This is a genomic window from Psychrobacter jeotgali, assembly GCF_904846315.1.
Classification (GTDB): domain Bacteria; phylum Pseudomonadota; class Gammaproteobacteria; order Pseudomonadales; family Moraxellaceae; genus Psychrobacter; species Psychrobacter jeotgali.
In genome coordinates this window covers 2,968,143-2,986,395 of sequence record NZ_CAJHAF010000001.1, presented here as the reverse complement: position 1 = coordinate 2,986,395, position 18,253 = coordinate 2,968,143, and the positions used below count along the sequence as shown (strand labels likewise).

14 protein-coding genes are annotated in these 18,253 nt (G+C 44.6%); 10 read left to right on the top strand and 4 right to left on the bottom strand.

The features are described 5' to 3' along the window. Positions 1-6: 6 nt before the first annotated feature. Complete coding sequence (locus tag JMX18_RS12395) at positions 7-651, bottom strand: hypothetical protein (RefSeq protein ID WP_201588048.1); 645 nt, start codon at positions 649-651, stop codon at positions 7-9. A gap of 322 nt (positions 652-973) precedes the next feature. On the opposite strand from JMX18_RS12395, the gene dapC reads away from it, so the two are divergent. From dapC to JMX18_RS12355, 8 genes are all read left to right on the top strand, one after another. Then, positions 974-2,170 (top strand): succinyldiaminopimelate transaminase, encoded by a 1,197-nt coding sequence (gene dapC / locus JMX18_RS12390; protein WP_201588047.1) that lies wholly within the window; start codon positions 974-976, stop codon positions 2,168-2,170. A gap of 110 nt (positions 2,171-2,280) precedes the next feature. After that, positions 2,281-4,260 (top strand): DUF294 nucleotidyltransferase-like domain-containing protein, encoded by a 1,980-nt coding sequence (locus tag JMX18_RS12385; RefSeq protein ID WP_201588046.1) that lies wholly within the window; start codon positions 2,281-2,283, stop codon positions 4,258-4,260. A 14-nt stretch (positions 4,261-4,274) separates the two neighbouring features. Further along, positions 4,275-4,880, top strand: a complete 606-nt coding sequence (locus tag JMX18_RS12380; RefSeq protein WP_201588045.1) for a 3'-5' exonuclease — start codon at positions 4,275-4,277, stop codon at positions 4,878-4,880. Positions 4,881-4,956: 76 nt separating this feature from the next. Continuing rightward, on the top strand, positions 4,957-6,921 hold the full coding sequence (locus tag JMX18_RS12375; RefSeq protein ID WP_227674659.1) for a D-alanyl-D-alanine carboxypeptidase/D-alanyl-D-alanine-endopeptidase: 1,965 nt from the start codon (positions 4,957-4,959) through the stop codon (positions 6,919-6,921). Between the two features lie 95 nt (positions 6,922-7,016). Further along, the gene (locus JMX18_RS12370; protein ID WP_201588043.1) at positions 7,017-7,535 is read left to right on the top strand and encodes an ABZJ_00895 family protein; all 519 of its coding nucleotides are present in this window, start codon (positions 7,017-7,019) and stop codon (positions 7,533-7,535) included. A gap of 88 nt (positions 7,536-7,623) precedes the next feature. Further along, on the top strand, positions 7,624-8,145 hold the full coding sequence (locus tag JMX18_RS12365; protein WP_201588042.1) for a DUF421 domain-containing protein: 522 nt from the start codon (positions 7,624-7,626) through the stop codon (positions 8,143-8,145). Positions 8,146-8,228: 83 nt separating this feature from the next. After that, entirely contained in the window at positions 8,229-8,717 is a 489-nt protein-coding gene (gene rlmH, locus JMX18_RS12360) for a 23S rRNA (pseudouridine(1915)-N(3))-methyltransferase RlmH (RefSeq protein ID WP_201588041.1), read from the top strand. Between the two features lie 69 nt (positions 8,718-8,786). After that, on the top strand, positions 8,787-9,674 hold the full coding sequence (locus tag JMX18_RS12355) for a DODA-type extradiol aromatic ring-opening family dioxygenase (RefSeq protein ID WP_201588040.1): 888 nt from the start codon (positions 8,787-8,789) through the stop codon (positions 9,672-9,674). A 16-nt stretch (positions 9,675-9,690) separates the two neighbouring features. Here JMX18_RS12355 and JMX18_RS12350 read toward each other — a convergent pair whose 3' ends face one another. From JMX18_RS12350 to JMX18_RS12340, 3 genes are all read right to left on the bottom strand, one after another. After that, positions 9,691-11,184: an amidase gene (locus JMX18_RS12350; RefSeq protein WP_201588039.1), complete on the bottom strand. Its 1,494-nt coding sequence runs from the start codon at positions 11,182-11,184 to the stop codon at positions 9,691-9,693. Positions 11,185-11,230: 46 nt separating this feature from the next. Further along, complete coding sequence (locus JMX18_RS12345) at positions 11,231-12,400, bottom strand: WG repeat-containing protein (RefSeq protein ID WP_201588038.1); 1,170 nt, start codon at positions 12,398-12,400, stop codon at positions 11,231-11,233. Between the two features lie 162 nt (positions 12,401-12,562). Further along, on the bottom strand, positions 12,563-15,778 hold the full coding sequence (locus tag JMX18_RS12340) for a DNA translocase FtsK 4TM domain-containing protein (RefSeq protein WP_201588037.1): 3,216 nt from the start codon (positions 15,776-15,778) through the stop codon (positions 12,563-12,565). 527 nt (positions 15,779-16,305) lie between these two features. Here JMX18_RS12340 and trxB point away from each other — a divergent pair. Further along, positions 16,306-17,340: a thioredoxin-disulfide reductase gene (trxB, locus tag JMX18_RS12335; protein WP_201588035.1), complete on the top strand. Its 1,035-nt coding sequence runs from the start codon at positions 16,306-16,308 to the stop codon at positions 17,338-17,340. Beyond that, on the top strand, positions 17,341-18,201 hold the full coding sequence (gene aat, locus JMX18_RS12330; RefSeq protein ID WP_455237796.1) for a leucyl/phenylalanyl-tRNA--protein transferase: 861 nt from the start codon (positions 17,341-17,343) through the stop codon (positions 18,199-18,201). It begins immediately after the preceding gene. Positions 18,202-18,253: the final 52 nt, after the last annotated feature.

Below are 18,253 nucleotides of genomic sequence, written 5' to 3'. Positions count from 1 at the left end.
GAGATTTCAATTAAGTGTTGCTAAGCTTTTATATATCATCTCGTCAGCAAATGGTGCCAGCTCATCATCAGCAAGCTCCGGTGGTAGTATTTGCGCCTCTATCTGATGACTATCTAGTAGCAGACGATTCGCCTCAATCTCTGATTGTAGTAAGCGCTGGATGCTAGCAAGCCGCAGTTCCTTATCGTAGCGCTCATAAATCTGTTGTAAAGAAATCGGGCTATTGGCATGTATATCAGGGAAAATACTATCGGTGGCCAGAATAATCATTTCATTTAGCGCCTGCTCGCGGGTCATGTCCGCTTTGTAGACCTTTTTACGCAAACGATTGACCAGCCTTCCTCTGAATACAAAGGCTAGTATGAAGATCAGGGTTTGTAGCGCAAATATAGTCAAAAAATGCTCTAGTGACAACGAAATACCTAACAACCTCTCAAACACCATTAGCCCAATAGCCATGATCACATAGCTGACCATCTGCCACAATAACCACATCATCAACGCATTATTTCCGAACCATAATAACTCTCTCTCTTTGAGGGCCACCATTCGCTGTCGTGCCTGCCACCACTGCTGTTCAGCCTGCTTGAGCTGCTCATAGATATCTGAGACTTGACCCGTTTGGTTGAAGTCTTGAAGACGATGAATCATATCAGTCAATCACCTTGATAATTTCTATCCTTAAACTAGGACAGTAGTTATTATTAATTATTATCATTCTAATAGCGCCCTCTCATTAACTTCTCTCAAAAATAGCTTATTGCCCTAAAAAAACTTTATACACCTTGAAGACCAGTATTAGAGATACTGGTAGCACCTATAAATACAGTCAGAGAAGAGGAAGAAATATTAGAAAAAGACAATAAATATGAGAAGTGCTACACTGCCAAACAGTAGTTTTTCGTTATAACTTTATTATATTGTGTTTATTATGCTTACCTTTTAGTTACTACTTATTATAGTGGCCCTATTTATGAATCACAACCTCGAGCATTTGCATTCTTATCCTTTTGCCAAAATGACAGAGCTACTTGCCTATAGTAAAGCGGCCTCTGCCTACCCTGAAATTAAGCTAGGTATTGGCGAACCAAAACATAAGCCACCTGCTTTTGTGTTGGAAATATTACAAGAAAATTTAGATCAATTAGCTCGTTACCCCACTACTAATGGGGCTTTTGAGCTGCGCCAAGCTATTGCGCATTGGCTTGAGAAACGGTTCTTTCTACAGCATGTAGATGCTCATCACCAAGTCTTACCGGTCATGGGCACTCGTGAGGCAATTTTCAGCTTCGTTCAAGCGGTGATTAGTACAGATAAAAATTGTCCCACTGTGGTTATGCCCAACCCTTTTTATCAGATTTATGAAGGCGCAGCTATATTGGCGCAGGCGACGCCTTATTTTGTTGCTTGCACGCCCGATAATGACTTTAAAGGTAATTACCGCTCTGTACCCAAACAGGTGTGGGAACAAACCCAGCTACTATTTATCTGTAGTCCAAACAACCCTACCGGTTCAATCATGACGATGGATGATTGGGAATGGCTTATCCGCTTATCGGACACCTATAACTTTATCATCGCTAGTGATGAGTGCTATAGCGAGCTTTACTTCAACGAGCCGCCTATAGGCTTATTGCAGGCGTGCGCCAATCTAGGCCGTGATGATTTTAAAAACTGCGTGGTCTTTCATTCATTATCGAAACGCTCAAACCTACCCGGCCTACGCTCAGGATTTATCGCTGGTGATGCAGCTATTCTACAACCGTACTTACAGTATCGCACCTATCAAGGCTGTGCGATGCCGATACCGCACCAGCTTGCTTCTATTGCCGCTTGGCAAGATGAGAGGCATGTGGCAGATAACCGCAAACTGTATCAAGAAAAATTTGCGCTATGGATGGACGAGTTGGGCGAGCTATTAGATTTACGGATGCCAGAAGCTGGGTTTTACTTTTGGATAAAAGTCCCCGAGCAGTTCAATGGCGATGATGAGCTATTCGTAAAAGCTCTGTATGAGCAAGCTAACATTTATGCGCTGGCTGGACGTTATTTATCACGTGAGGTTGAAGGTGAAAACCCAGGTAAGGGCTATGTCCGTATAGCGCTGGTAGCTGGCGTAGATGAAAGTCGTGACGCTATTGAACGGATTAAAAAGCTACTTATTGGTTAATTTTATTAAGGGGTTAATAACCACAAATTAATTATGGATAAAAATGATAAAATGCTATAGTAAAAGTACATGGCTATTATATAGTTATATTTACCATCAAGGATGATGTTATGCCCCAACTTGATTTTGCCCAACCTCCTTTTGATGTGCTCAGTATGGCTGAGCGCCAAAGCCTAAAAAAACATACTCAAGTACGTTACTTGGCTGCTGATGAATACTTGCCAGCCGATGAGCAGCGCTACTTTTTTGTGGTGCTCAAAGGTCAGATTGAACAAACCTTAGAAGGTGAGTTTGTCGCTTCCTACTTGGGTAGTAACCACTCTGATCACGTCAATAGCAACGACTGGTTCGATAGTCGCCGTAGTCCTGAAGCGTTAGCTAGTAATGTTGATACGCCTAAAAGCTTTGAAGACTCACAAAACATACCTTCTTATCAATATCGTGCGCATGAAGATACGTTATTGCTACAAGTTGATGGAATCGCTATTGATAAAATTAGCGCCCAAAACCATCTTATCCGCCAGCTGCTGTCAGATGATTTACCAGAGCGCCTAAAAGCTTTACAGCGACGACGCCATTCACCCGCCTTAAGCAACGACAATAGCTATACGCCGCAACAAGAAGTTCAGCAGATAATGCTGCAGCCTGTTACTGATGTTACGCTATTGGCGGTACATATTATTGATGCCGATAGCAGCTTACAGCAAGCCGCACGCACTATGACTAAAGCGGGGCTAAAACACGTTTTATTACATCCATCGAAAACTAACCCTAGCGGCAGCCCCAATGCCAACTCTGACTCTAGATTACAGCGCCATTTAGGCCCAAATTTAGGCATTTTGACTGACGCTGATATTTGCCGTGCAGTCAGTGAGCAGCAAGACCCTGCTACGACACCCTGTCATCAATTTGCCAATTTTAACCTACGCACTATTGGGGCTGATGATGAGATTGGAGACGCATTATTGACCATGACCCGCTACCGGATTCACCGCTTGCCCGTTATTGACGACGATGGCCAAGTAGTGGGCATTTTAGGCCAAAGCGACGTGCTGGCGTACCTCGGTCATCACTCCCAGCTAATTAGTGTGCAAATTGAGCAAGCCAAAGATTTATCTAGCTTAGATACTGCAGTAGAGCTGATCGGTCGATATATCCGTGCTCAGCATCAAAATGGGGTCAAAATCGGCATCGTTAGCCGTATCGTACAGACCCTGAATGCGCAGGTTTTTACCAAGCTTTGGCAACTGATCGTGCCTAAAGAAGTGCTAAAAAACACCTGTGTCATTGTCATGGGCTCAGAAGGCCGTGGCGAGCAAATCATGCGTACCGATCAAGATAATGCGCTGATCATCCGTGATGGCTTCTCCCATCCCGACTTGGCGCAGTTTGCCGATACCTTTAATCAGCAATTGGCAGCCCTCGGTTATCCACTATGTGATGGCAATATCATGATGACCAACCCCATGTGGCGCCAACCTATCAAACAGTTCGAAAAGCAAATTAATCTATGGTTCCGTAATACTGATCCGATGCACAGTATTTGGATATCATCGATATTGGATGGCGAATACGTCTGTGGTGATGAATCTCTATTAACCGAAATACGCGAGCACCTAAAGGTCGCCCATCGCCAATCGGATCCCATGTTTGTACGCCAGTTTGCGCGAGCGGCCTTACAATTCGGTGATGTTAATCAGTGGTGGCAAAAGTTTGTACCGTTATTAGGTAAACCAAGCTCGCAAGATATTGATCTCAAAAAGGCAGGGATTTTCCCTTTAGTACATGGCATTCGCACTCTGGCGCTTGAACATGATATCTTGCATGTCCCTAGCACTAAAGATCGGCTTAAAGCCTTAGTAGAGGTGGGAATGCTCACCGAATCACGCGCAGATACTTTGAATGAAGCGTTAGAGTTCTTTATGGCGCAGCGCTTGGCAGTAGCACTTTCTACCGAAGATAAGCATGCTCGGCAAGTGGATCCTACCACCCTATCGGCGCTTGAGCGTGACGTATTAAAGGAGTGCTTAGCAGTGGTCAAAAGCTTCAAAGCACAGCTAAGCCGACACTACCAACTGGAGGTAGCTTAAATGGCTGATAGAGTATGAGCTGGTTTAAACAGTTAACCCAGTCCTGGCAAAAAAAGCAACTACAACGTCCAGAGCTGGCCATTATGTTTGAGCCGCCGCTTGCTGAGCAATGGGTAGCGATTGACTGCGAAATGACTGGGCTGAATCCAAAAAAGCACCATCTGCTATCCGTAGCGGCTATTCATATCAATGGCAATACTATTGATACCGGTAATGGTCTACATCTAGTCTGTCGGCCGCCGTCCATGCCTGATCGTGACACTATTGTCATCCACGGTCTACGTACTGCTGATGTTGAGCATGGGATGAGCTATGATGAGATGTTAGCGTTGCTACTGCCCTTTATCGGTAATCGCCCGCTGGTGGGGTTTTGTACCCAAATAGATACAGCATTTTTGAATCCACTAGTTAAGGAGTACATGGGTACGCCGCTGCCTAATCAAGTTATAGATATCCGCCAATTATATAGCCGGCGTATGGGTGGTCACGCCCAAGATATCCCTACGCAGTCGCAGCAGCTTAGCAGTATTTTAGCGCACTATAACATTCCAGAGCTTGGCAATCATGACGCTTATAACGATGCGGTGATGACCGCTATGGCTTTTTTGCACGTGCGTTAAAGCGCTAAAGTCGCCATCAAAAATGAGTAACTCATGTTACTATAGGCGGTTTTTACCCTCTGATCATAGACTACTCATGCGCCCTACTCTAAAACCTTCTCTGTACGCTAATTATATCTCAAAGCTCGGTTCATTTTCTCAGCGCCTAACAGCGACTAAATACTCTCGCCGAGCTATCTTTATAATGGCTATATTAGCTACCCTAGACGCTCAAGCTGCTCTGCCAAGCGCTATTGAAGCGGCATTAGCAAAAGCTGATTTAACCCCTGCTGATATCAGTATTAGCGTTACTGCTATCGGAGAGCAAAACGCCAGTCGCCTGCCGCCTACAATACAAGTGCTCGACCATAAGAACAATCAACCTATAAACGCCGATCATAATGCTAGCTCTACTGTTACGCCAGCTGCAAAAACCCCTACTAAGACAAAAACTGACCAAGCAAAAATCGTGGTTGATAAACAGCTCATCCAGCAACAGCAGCGTATGCTGGATGCTTATACTGACGACCCTTATACTCATCTAAGCCTGAAAAGCGTACCATCTGTGCTGCCGAGTCGCCTCGCAAATATTACTGACACTCACGGTAAAACCAGCTCTACTAACCGTTTTTCAAAACCTTTAGTTAGTCATCAGGCGGCTAGCGCACGCACCCCTGCTAGCACTATGAAGCTGGTGCCGAGCTTGATAGCATTAGATACTTTGGGCGCCGACTTTACTTGGTATACGAGGGTTTATTATAGCGGCATTATCATTAATAACCGGCTATACGGTGATTTGATTATTGAAGGTAGCGGCGATCCTAAGATGACTCACGAGCGCTTAGAGCAGCTGCTTTATCAAGTACAGCAAGCAGGTATTGATCATATTGATGGTGATATTGTTATTGATAGCTCTATCTTTGCTAAGGTTGCTAAAGACCCCGCCGCTTTTGATCGCTCACCGCTACGTCCTTATAATGCTAGCCCCGATGGGTTTTTAGTTAACTTTAATACCGTTGCTCTCAAAAGCACGCCTTTACCCAATGGACGAGCACAGCTCAGTTATACGCCGCAGCTGACCAATTATCAGCTCCCTAATACTATTGGTACTCGCGCTGCTGCTTGCTCACAAGCCCGCTACAGCTTAGCTCCGCAGTGGCAGCAGGATAAGCTGCTACTTAATGCTAAGTTACCGCAAAGCTGCAAAGAGCATATATTCTATATTGCTTATCCCGATAGCAAAGACTTTGCCGCGCGCGTCATTACCGCCAAATGGCAACAACTGGGTAATACTTTAACGGGTAAGGTAGTTAATCAAGAAATGCCTTATGCTATGCGCTATAAACCCAGTGTCGTTAATAACAGTGTGGTTAAAAACAGTCCACTTAGCAAACCAACTTATGGTTTAACAGCTTTAGCCATTAGCCCATTACCGCTGGTCAGCTATCCTTCACTAAATTTGCAGCAACAGATTTATGATATTAATCACTTCTCAAATAACGTCATGACCGAGCAAGTCGCCCTCTCGATAGGGGCTTATGGCAAAGCGAGTTCTGATGAAAGGGCGACTATAAACCCGTCGCAAAAGTTATCAGCGACCAGCTTATATCAGTTCGGGAGACCTAGAGCTACAGATTACTCGCAAGCCTTACAAACTATCGAGCAGTGGTGGCAAACCCATCTCACCACGCCGCCGCCGCATTTAACCAATGGTTCAGGGTTATGCCGCGACTGTACGATTAGCGCCGCCAATTTAAATGAGCTGTTATCCTACGCTTATGAGCATCCAAGCTTTGATGCTTATGTCAATTCTTTAGGGATTACTGGGGTCAGTGGCACCATTGTTTATCACAGTGAGCGTTTACCAGATTCGGCTGCTATTGGCCGTTCGTGGATAAAAACGGGCACCCTAAATAATGTCACAGCGATGGCAGGTTACGTTAAAGGACAATCAGGACAGGACTATACTGTGGTAGGATTGATCAATACTGAACGAGCATTGAACCCTTATATAGCAAGGCCGGTATTGGATGCGATGCTCGACTGGACGGCGCAGCAGTAACCATCGCCCCTGAAAACAACGACTATTGAACTGATAATAACACCCAATTAATGCCCAAATTAACGCCCATAAATTTAGCTCATATAGGCACCCTTATGTTACCCAGCTCTCGTAAATCAAACCTTGCTCCTAACCTTGATAAGCATAAAGCATCAGCAAAACGCGCGGGGCAGCCTGCAAATTCAGGCTTATCTCAATATGTAGGCTTTTTTGCTATTGGCTACCTTTTAACCAGCGTTATATTTATGATTGTACAGTTACAGTTTGCTCTTAACCCGCACTTGGTTACCGTTATTTCTGTGTTCTTTGGTGCCTATATTGCTGTGCACAAATTTATCAAGCATCAACAGCGTGCCCTTAGCGTCAGCGAGATGAATCGTTTGACGGTCGGTAGTACGGTGGTGATTTGGCTGCTAACCGCGCTTTACTTTATATCTTTATGGTTATGGTTATTCGATGAGGCCAATCGCGCGGTGTTTATAGAGATGAGTAGGCAGCAGCCCTGGCCTTTGTTTGCGGCACTGGTGCTAATATTAGTGGTTACCTTAGTCAGCGCTCGCATCAGTATCTTGATCGTCAATCGTTTATTAGATCCCAAACGAAAAAAGGCTTAATAAAACAGTTTAAATAGTTATAAACTTCACTAAGCTGTCGACTTTTTAATCACTATCGAACTCTTTTATTTTTATAGGAATACCCATCATGGACATGCTACTTTTCGACCATATCGATAAGCTTGGACGTATTGTCATAACAGCGGCTATGGTTTATGTTTTGATCGTGATAACCACCAAAGCCTCTGGCAAGCGCTCTACTTCACAGCTTAATAACTTTGACTGGATTGTCACGGTGATGATTGGCTCGCTTGGTGCCAGCACTATCTTATTAAAAGACATTCCTTTTATCGAAGGCGGTGCCTCTATTGTGACCTTATATTTATTACAGTTTATAGTGACTAAGTACTCCTCCATCTCACCAAGCTTCAGCCAGCTGATTCTATCTGAACCCCGTGTGGTTTTTTATCAAGGGCAGTTCCTACCCGAAGCTATGCGTGCTGAGCGTCTAACTCAACAGGAGCTTGAAAGTGCCATGCGCTCAGAAGGTATCGGTAGTTTTGATGAAGTAGAAGCCATTATATTTGAGTCTGATGCCACACTAGCTATCATCCCTAAAGATAGTAAGAGTACCGGTGTCTCTGAAACCCTAAAACCAGTGGTTCGTTAAGGTCTTAATCAGCACAGCTAGCTGCTGATCAAATTATTGAATACCTCCCTTCATATTTATAACTGGATAACCGGTAACTTATCATGAAAGTACGGATTTTAACCGTCGGACAAAAAATGCCCAAATGGGTTCAAACAGGGTTTGATGAATACTATAAACGTATTCAGCCTATGCTAACGACAGAGATTGTTGAGCTGGCGGCCGCTAAACGTGCCAAGAACCCTTCTGATACTAATTTGGCTCAGTACCGTGAACAAGAAGGACAAGCCATATTAGCGACTCATGCCAATGCCAGCCGCGAGCAGCTGTGGGTACTGGATGTCAAAGGCAAAATGCTCTCAACAGAGGACTTGGCAAATAAGTTAGCAGCCGCTATGCAACAAGGTGACGATATTGCCTTGGTTATTGGCGGTGCTGACGGGGTTTCCCCAGAAGTGTTGGCAACAGCAGATAGTAAATGGTCGTTATCCGCGCTGACTTTGCCGCATCCGCTAGTACGGGTAGTATTAATGGAGCAGCTCTATCGGGCGATGAGCATTAATAACAATCATCCTTATCACCGCGGTAATTAGAAGCTTGCGCTACAAAATATGATCGGCTCAATGGATTGAAAAACCTACGTACGCCCTAATAAATGCACCATGACTAATTCAAAACCTGCCTATCCTAGCCGCCGTTATCCTGATAATTATCATAACCATACTGCAGCTACCATCCCTATCACCGGGGTAGTCGCTTGGGAAGATGCGCCTGCAAGCTTAGCCAATGCCGCGCGTCTGCCCTCGTTATTCATCTCCCATGGTGCACCTACGCTAGCTATCGAGCAATCAGCGACCACTAGCGCCTTAGCCCGTATTGGCTATAACTTGCCCAAGCCCCGGGCAATTATTATTATGTCCGCTCATTGGCAATCCGCCAAGCTTGAGATTAGCAGTAACCCACAGCCAAAGACTTGGCATGATTTCTCAGGATTTGATCCTGAGCTTTATGAGCTGCAATATCCTGCAGTCGGTCATGCGCTACTGGCAGAGTCGCTAGCGCAGCAATTAACAGCGCATGGCATCGCCTGTAGCCTCAATCCAATGCGAGTTTGGGATCATGGGGTTTGGGCACCGCTTAGGCATTTATACCCGCAAGCCGATGTGCCTATCGTGCAGATATCATTGCCGCAGCATTATGACAGTGTCGCTTGCTACCAGTTGGGGGCACAGCTTGCCAAACTCAGAGAGCAGCAAATCCTTATCATAGGCTCAGGTAATATTACCCATAATATGCAAGCGATGAGGTGGCAGGCTGATAGTATCGATGAGCGTGCCAAAGACTTTAAGCTGTGGTTATTACAGCAGCTCAAAACCGACATCCCTAGCGCTTTAGATTGGCAGCAATATCCTGATCATAAAAATATCCATCCCAGCGCTGAGCACTTGCTACCGCTATTCTTTGCATTAGGCGCAGGACAGCGGGTTTCAGTCGTTCATCAAAGTATGGCGCATCATAGCTTGGGGATGGATATCTATCGTTTTGATTAGGATAAATTTAATAACACTACTTTTCAAACGCAAGCTTGGTAAATAATCCTGCCCTTTCTAGCTCCCCTGCTACACTAAATAAAGTGGTCTCATCATTCATACGCCCAATCAGCTGCATGCCGATAGGTAAGCCCTTCTTACTCATACCCATAGGTAGCGATATCGCCGGCAACCCCGTAACATTACCTAGCAAAGTAAAGGCCATCTTGCTAAGTACTGGATGGCTAAGCTTCTCGATCATACCTGAGCTAAAAGTATATTTACCCATATTAATGCCTTTACTGAGTAAACCCGAGGTATTCATCAGCATCTCATCCACTCGGCTTGGCGGCAATACTCCGTGCTTAACCGCCGTGGTCGGTATGGTCGGACAAAGGATCATGTCATATTGCTCAAGTAGTAAACCGGTCTGATACTGGGTCTCATGCCAGCCTTGTTTGGCGTGAACTAAATCTACTGCAGATAAGGAGCGCCCGAGCATCGCCATATTATAAGTTTGCGGTTCGAGGTTTTTAATATGCTCTGCTCCGTAGCAACTCTCAATATTATCGATAGTAAAAGCGGTATGAGCGCAGACTACTACCATAAAGTTATGCCAAAACTTTTCAATATTGATATTAGGCTCAGCAGCAACGACGGTATGTCCCATGGCTTCTAGTTGTTTGGCCGTCTCTTCAAGTACCGCCAATACCTCTTTATCAACCACCGTATTAGCGATAAGTGGCTGCTGATGCAGGGCAATCTTTAAAGGTTTTGGCGCCCGCATTGCTGCCTGTAAAAACGAGCCTGTCGGCGGTGCAATAACATAAGGCGCACCAATCTCACTACCGCTGGTCGCATCAAGCATCGCTGCACTATCGCGCACACTGCGTGTGATCACATGATCGGCAACTGCACCATCCCAACCTTCGCCCAGTGCTGGACCTAATGGGTTACGGCCACGGCTAGGTTTAAGCCCGATCACTCCGCACCATGCCGCTGGGAAACGTATCGAGCCGCCGCCATCGCCCGCCCCTGCCATTGGTACGATACCGCTGCTCACCGCTGCTGCACTGCCGCCCGATGAGCCGCCAGAGCTATAGCCTTTTTTGAACGGATTATGGGTAGCACCGTGGGCTTTGGGCTCGGTAGTAATGATTAAACCAAACTCAGGAGTATTGGTCTTACCAAAGGTATTAACACCGGTAGCTTTCATACGTTTGACAATTTCGCTGTCATAATCAGGTATGATATTGACGCTGCGGCTGCCCATGGTTAAAGGCTCGCCTTCAAAATAAAAAGACAGATCCTTTAGCAAATAGGGGACGCCATTAAATGCCCCTTTCGGTAATCCTGCCTGCGCGGCATTATAAGCGCGCTCATCAAAGCGATGAATAATAGCATTCAACTTAGGATTGAGCTTATTGGCTTGGTCGGTAGCAGCATCTAGTAATTCTTTGGCACTGATCTGTCCTGAATTGACTAGTGCCGCTAGTCCTAATGCGTCATATTGGGTATATTCTTTAAACATAATGGCTTCCTTGCTTATAGTTTTCGTGGTTTCGATGAAGTATTATTCAAAGATTATTAATAATAGAGATTACACCATCCTTTTTTACCTCTACTTCATTAGCTCCTAATATCCTAATATAGTCGTAAATAATTGGCAATAATAGACGGCCTTGCTTGTCAATTAGACCACTCTTCCAGCTAGAGGTTAGCCATTCACCATTGCTTACAATAGCTAGTCCATACTCAAAATCTGAAGCTGCTGTATAAGGTTTTGGCTCAATAACATAGTCCCCTTGCCTATCAATATAGCCGATGCCTTCTTCCACAAAAACTCTGGCTAAATTATCATAAAACCCGAAAGCATTATCGAATTTGAAGGGAATGAGGACTTTACGCTGCTCATCAATATATCCGTATTTATCATTTACACTAACAAGATACCAATCCGGATCAATCTCAGTTATCGAATCATAGATGACGGGAAAAACAAACTTACCTGTTTTATCAATCAGGCCGCGCTTTTGAGTTTTCATATCGATAGCCATACTATATTTACCTTGAAAATCAGGACTATCTTGACGAAGCTCTTTGCCAAAATTACAGATACTAGCTAAATACCTTAATGGAACTATAATGTTGTTTTCTCTGTCTACGCAGCCGAAATGGTAGTTGTTCTTATCGTCATGCTCAATACCAACTTCCAGCCATTTTTTGTCAACTCCAACATCGTAGCCTTCATCAAATTCACATGATGAGTTTGCATCATATATTATTGGAATAACAGCTATGCCATTGATATCAATACAACCCGTTTTGCCCTCATCATCTGCTACCGCCAAACCATAGTCATTAAAGAAATAACTAACATAGTCATATCTTGTAGGAATAAACTCACTTCCTAATATATTTACATAGCCCCATTTATTTTGTCGTTTAACTGGTATAACTTCATCGACAAACCCTTGTTCACCAACTTCTTGATAAATAGGGGGCACAATAACTTTTCCCTTTATATCTGCTATACCATATAACTTATCTTTTCGAAAAGTAACGTACTTCTCTGAAGGAGATTTTTCAGAGTCAGAACGATATAAGTTAATCGTATCTATAGCACAGAAAACATCCGTTTCAACAATACCCTCGATACTAGGCTTGAAACACTCCTCTGCTGCTTGAGCGTTTTGGCAAAAAAGGATTGTGAATAACGCAAACAGAATTTCTTTGGACTTAAACATAGATAGATATCACTCTGATGGAATCTGTTTTATAAATATTTTATTAATCCCTATTGGTACTTTACTCGCATAAGTCTATCAATCTGTAAAATTTTTGTTTCGATATAAAAAACGAGCTACTCTCGTAACCCGCTCTTCTTTAACTAAACCAATTTATAAAGATTACATCAGCAGCTCACGCTTACCGCTTTTACCCATGGAGCTGACCAGTCCGGCCTCCTCCATAGAATCAACGATACGGGCGGCACGGTTATAACCGATGCTAAATTTACGCTGGATGCTGGAGGCGGATACTTTACGGGTTTCCATAATAAAGGCTACTGCATCATTATATAAGTCATCATCTTCACCAGATGGACTGCCCGTACTGCCGCCGCTCGGACTCGATAATTCAAAGTTACCCGCCATATTATCGATATAATCAGGAGCGCCGCGCTCACGCCACGCATCACAGACGCGGTTGACTTCCTCATCGCTGACATAGGCACCATGAACACGATCCGGCTCAATCTGCCCCGGCCCCAAGAACAGCATATCACCGTTACCGAGCATGTCTTCAGCGCCGCCACTGTCCAAAATCGTCCGTGAATCGACTTTTGAGTTGACGCGTAGCGCTGCCCGTACCGGAATGTTAGCCTTAATCAAACCAGTAATGACATCGACGGATGGACGCTGAGTCGCGAGCATTAAATGAATGCCTGCGGCTCGCGACTTTTGTGCCAGTCGAGTAATTAGCTCTTCAGCTTGCTTACCCACCTGCATAATCATATCGGCAAACTCATCGGCGACGATGACAATCATCGGCAGGGTTTTAAGCTTGGGCGCCTGATCGATACTGACATTATCATTAGGACGCCAGAGCGGATCAAGCATAGGCTTACCTGCTTTTTCAGCCGCCCGAACCTTTTTATTGAACTCATTAAGCTTACGTACTTTAAGTAGACTCATCAGCTGATAACGGCGCTCCATCTCAGCCACACACCATGACAGACTACTCGCAGCCTCGGTCATATCCGTCACCACTGGCGTAAGTAGATGCGGAATATCATTATAGTTGGCAAGCTCAAGCTGTTTGGGGTCAATCAGGATAAGCCTTAGCTCGTTAGGTGTATATTTCAGTAGCATCGATAGCAGCATGGAGTTGACCAGTACTGACTTACCTGAACCTGTAGTACCCGCCACCAGCATATGCGGCGCCCGAGCAAGGTCAGTGATAATGGGATTGCCACCGATATCTTTACCCATCGCCATACTGATTTGTGCTTTAGGGTCTTTATACTTGTCGGTATTTAATAGCTCAATCAGGCGCACCATTTCGCGTTTTTTATTCGGTACTTCGATACCGATATAAGGCTTGCCCGGTATGACCTCAACCACCCGCAAAGACGCCATAGATAATGAACGGGCTAAGTCGCGCGAGATGCCTGTCACCTTGCTGGCCTTGACTCCAGCAGCGAGATCAACCTCGAAGCGAGTCACTACTGGACCTGGAATAGCATTAACCACTTCTGCTTTTACATTAAATTCTTGCAGCTTAATCTCCAGCAGCTCTGATAGCTGCTCAAGCTCAGCTATAGTATAGCTGGGCTTACGGTCAGGATCGGGCTTATCAAGGATAGATATCTCTGGAATAGGCGTCAAAGCGCCACGGTATTCAGCCGTTTGCATCGCCCGCGAACGTTTAGCAAAGGCAGCATCGTCATGAATATCCGGCATAGTAGGCGCTTCATCAGGGCTACTGTCATCCGGCATCATATCGGTAATATGATTACTCGCATCCCCATCAGGAACTGCAAAACTCATGGTTGGTTTGGTTGCTGTTGGTTGAGTCTCGGAAGCTGCTTGAGCGCTCTCAACCGTTGGCGCCGCTTTTGGATTTGCAGGCGGTGTATTGGTTGGGGTCATATCCGCTGGCGCTACTGATGGAGTATCAGCAACCTGTTTTTCATTAATGTCATTAACTTTATGAATCTGATTAGTATCAAGTGCCGGTGGTGACTGTTGATGCTCTGATACTGCTGGTGTAGACGGCTCCACCACTGGTTCAGCATTAGTTGCAGGCGCTGGTTTATCGTTAACTAGCGCTGATTGCTGCTCATTAACCGTATAATCAGCTTCAGTCTTAAGCTCAGCCTCAGACTCAATAACAGCAGTAGGCTCATGCTCCGCCAACCAAGCATCGGCAAGTTCATCTACGTCGGTTGCTGCTGCGTCGGTATGGATTGGAGACGTTGATACTGATGCTGATATTGGTGCTGCCGTCGGTACTGATAAAGCCGTCTCTCTGGGAGGTTCAGGCGCATCAAAGCCCTCAGTAAAGCCTTCGGTCGCCAGCAAATCATCCACCGTCTCTGCGTCATTCCAAGCAAAGCTCGGCTCAACTTTTCGTGCAGCAGCCTCAGGATTAGGTTTTAGAATGGTGACACTGCTAGGCTGATTATCAGCGGATACAGCAGCAGATGAAGTGCTTAAAGAGCTTTCCTCTCCATCATTTATATTATGAGCCTCTGTCGTCTTTTCTGCTTCAGCCATAGAAGCTTTGATGCTCGCGCCTAAACCTGACTTTGCCAAAAAATCATTGAGCACATTACCAAAACGCCCACTATTATCCTCAGCATGACTAACGTTATTAGAATAAGCGGGCTGGAGCTCTAACGGGAGTTGCCCATAATCTGGCTTGTCTTTTTTAGCTCGAGCTCTGCTTGTAGTAGACTCGCTATCAGCAACTAAAGGCTGATTGTCCGCCAGACTAGTCTCACTTTGCGCTGGCGTAGACGAGACCGCACTCTCATCTTTGATCCCAGAGCCCAGCCATCCTAAATTGGTTAACTTATAATAAAGCGTCTGCCAATGGATATTAAAAGCAAAAGTGGCGGTAATAATGACAAATAAAGTCAAAAATACCAGATTGCCCCACGAGGTTAATAGTTGAGCTAAACGCGCTTGTAACTCCAGCCCGACTATACCGCCAGCTACCCCTTTTAACCCTGTCGTTACTGGATCAGCGACATGCTGAATCAATGCTATAGCCTGCGCAAATAGGGCGCTAGCACTTAATAGTAAAAATACATAAGAGATCAGCCGTAGTGGCCAAAAAGTGGGTTTGTTTTCCCACCAAATTAAAATAGACTCATAAACTATAAAAACCAACAACCACCAAGCGCCAAAACCAAAGAAGCTATAGAGCAAATCAGATAACCATGCACCCATCGCCCCGCCCATATTATTGATGGTAGTCATATCACTACTGATATGCGACCAGCTAGGGTCATTGCCAGTATAAGTCAACAAAATGACAAACAAATAAACGGCCAATATTAACCCGAGGATGGTAAATATCCCTTTTTTTAAATACTCAATAAGTGGTGCTGATATCACGTAGGATCTGCCTTTATTAATATGATCAATATGATTAATACTAAATAGTTACCAGATGATAATTGGCTTAATCATACTGGCCTTAAATAATGCTGCGCTGTTGCTATTTACAAATGTCTTTTTTAGTCAATCTACGGCGAAGCGCTCGATTTTATCATAGCTGACCTCTATAGCGGCTGGCATAACTTGTTATAATAACAAATACATAGGGCCAATGGCGACACAGATATCAAGAAAGCCGGTAGTAAGAGGTTTTAATTGATGATAACCAACAATAACTAAAGATTTGCTCAACAATACAGCAATGAAAGTAAAAAGCTAAAGCGTTTTTCTAGCTAAAGTAATTTGACAGCCAACTGAGATAAAAGGATGCTTTGATTGTAATAATATCGATGTTTGTTTTAGCAAACTTGTACTTTCAACTGTTAGCCCTTATGTTAGTATCATTCGTCAATAATAATAAAATATATTTAACTTTGATTCGTTATTTTATTCGCTTTCTCATTTTATAATATAAAGGAAATTCTATGGCCACTGACAATACCCCACTCGATCAACAACCCCGCCACGAAAAGCTCATTATTTTAGGTTCAGGCCCTGCTGGCTATGCTGCTGCCGTTTATGCGGCACGTGCTAACTTAAAACCGGTTATGATTACCGGTTTAGAAGTTGGTGGACAGCTGACAACCACCACTGACGTCGATAACTGGCCCGGCGATGCCCATGATTTGCAAGGCCCTGTACTTATGGAGCGTATGAAAACCCATGCGGAGCGTTTCGGTACCGAGCTGGTTTATGATCATATTGACGCCGTAAACTTGAACGTACGCCCTTTTCAACTGACTGGCAATAATGGTAAATATACTTGTGATGCTTTAATCATTTCAACCGGAGCCTCTGCCCAATACCTAGGTCTAGAATCAGAACAAAAATTCCGCGGATTAGGCGTATCAGCTTGTGCTACTTGTGATGGTTTCTTTTATAGAGATCAAAAAGTAGCAGTTATCGGTGGCGGTAATACTGCAGTTGAGGAAGCGCTTTATTTATCTAATATTGCCTCTGAAGTTACCTTAGTACATCGCCGTGATAGCCTACGCTCAGAGAAAATCTTGCAAGATAAGTTATTTGAAAAGGCCAAAAACGGTAACGTCAAAATCGAATGGAACCATAAGGTAAAAGAAGTAGTGGGTGATGATATGGGCGTAAACGGTATCATTATCGAATCGACCGAAGACGGCAGCACCAAGCAATTAGATAGCATGGGCATGTTCGTCGCCATTGGTCATAAGCCCAATACCGATCTCTTCAAAGGTCAGCTGGATATGCAAGATGGCTACCTTATAGTCAATAGCGGCCTTAATGGTAATGCCACCCAAACCAGTATTGAAGGGGTATTTGCCGCAGGGGATGTAGCCGATCACGTTTATCGTCAAGCGATTACCTCTGCTGGTACCGGCTGTATGGCTGCACTTGATGCCGAAAAATATTTGGATGCTATCGGCGAAACTATAGCTAAAGATCATACTTATGCTTCAACTTTGACCGCAGATAAAGAGGCTTAAGTGAGCACCTCTGACAGTAATAGCACTGCCTATGACAGTAATCCAAATAATAGCACTGCTAATAAGTCACATCTGCATGCAGCGAACCTTACGCCTGAGACCCTAAAAGGTCTTGGGCGTTATGATTTCCCCGCACCTGCAGACGTTGATCCTGACGGTATTGGCATCGTAGCTGTAGGCGGCGATTTGGCACCGGAAACTTTGATATCAGCTTATGCTCAAGGGCTGTTCCCTTGGTTTAATGAAGATGAGCCTATTGCTTGGTGGAGCCCTGAGCCGCGCTGTGTGATGGTACCAAATCAATACGTCCCTAGTAAGTCTTTACGTAAACAAGCACGCCGTGAGCGCTGGCAGATCACTCTCAATCAAGCTTTTGAACAGGTGATCCATGCCTGTAGTCTACCGCGCTATGACGGTTTCAATGATGAGCTATCTGCAGGCGAGCATACTTGGATTCATGATGAGATGATTAGTGCTTATGCGGAGCTACATGCTTATGGTTTTGCTCATAGCATTGAGGTTTGGGATGAAAACCAGCAATTAATTGGCGGTTTATATGGGCTCAAAATAGGCCGTATCTACTTTGGCGAATCCATGTTCCACCGCACCTCTAATGCCTCCAAAATAGCCTTTTGGGGATTGATGAGATTATGCGAACAAAGCGATATCGGCTTAGTAGATTGCCAATTACCTAACGACCATTTATTAAGCTTGGGAGCAAGCATTATGGCACGTGATGACTTCCTGATTAAGCTTGATAAGCTTATTGCAACACCTGCAGCTATTTGGCAGCCCGATTCATACCAACCATTAGCCGTTGCTCAATTGGACGCTACCGCTCCTTGGCAATGGCAAGATTAACAAAGCGCTGAAACTACTATTTTTAGCATTTATATAGAGTCAGTTGAAAGTA

Coding starts and splice junctions, on each gene's coding strand:
- rlmH (WP_201588041.1), top strand. CDS start 8,229: ATGAAAGTACGGATTTTAACCGTCGGACAAAAAATGCCCAAATGGGTT.
- dapC (WP_201588047.1), top strand. CDS start 974: ATGAATCACAACCTCGAGCATTTGCATTCTTATCCTTTTGCCAAAATG.
- JMX18_RS12375 (WP_227674659.1), top strand. CDS start 4,957: ATGCGCCCTACTCTAAAACCTTCTCTGTACGCTAATTATATCTCAAAG.
- JMX18_RS12395 (WP_201588048.1), bottom strand. CDS start 651: ATGATTCATCGTCTTCAAGACTTCAACCAAACGGGTCAAGTCTCAGAT.
- JMX18_RS12365 (WP_201588042.1), top strand. CDS start 7,624: ATGGACATGCTACTTTTCGACCATATCGATAAGCTTGGACGTATTGTC.
- trxB (WP_201588035.1), top strand. CDS start 16,306: ATGGCCACTGACAATACCCCACTCGATCAACAACCCCGCCACGAAAAG.
- JMX18_RS12380 (WP_201588045.1), top strand. CDS start 4,275: ATGAGCTGGTTTAAACAGTTAACCCAGTCCTGGCAAAAAAAGCAACTA.
- JMX18_RS12370 (WP_201588043.1), top strand. CDS start 7,017: ATGTTACCCAGCTCTCGTAAATCAAACCTTGCTCCTAACCTTGATAAG.
- JMX18_RS12345 (WP_201588038.1), bottom strand. CDS start 12,400: ATGTTTAAGTCCAAAGAAATTCTGTTTGCGTTATTCACAATCCTTTTT.
- JMX18_RS12385 (WP_201588046.1), top strand. CDS start 2,281: ATGCCCCAACTTGATTTTGCCCAACCTCCTTTTGATGTGCTCAGTATG.
- JMX18_RS12355 (WP_201588040.1), top strand. CDS start 8,787: ATGACTAATTCAAAACCTGCCTATCCTAGCCGCCGTTATCCTGATAAT.
- JMX18_RS12350 (WP_201588039.1), bottom strand. CDS start 11,184: ATGTTTAAAGAATATACCCAATATGACGCATTAGGACTAGCGGCACTA.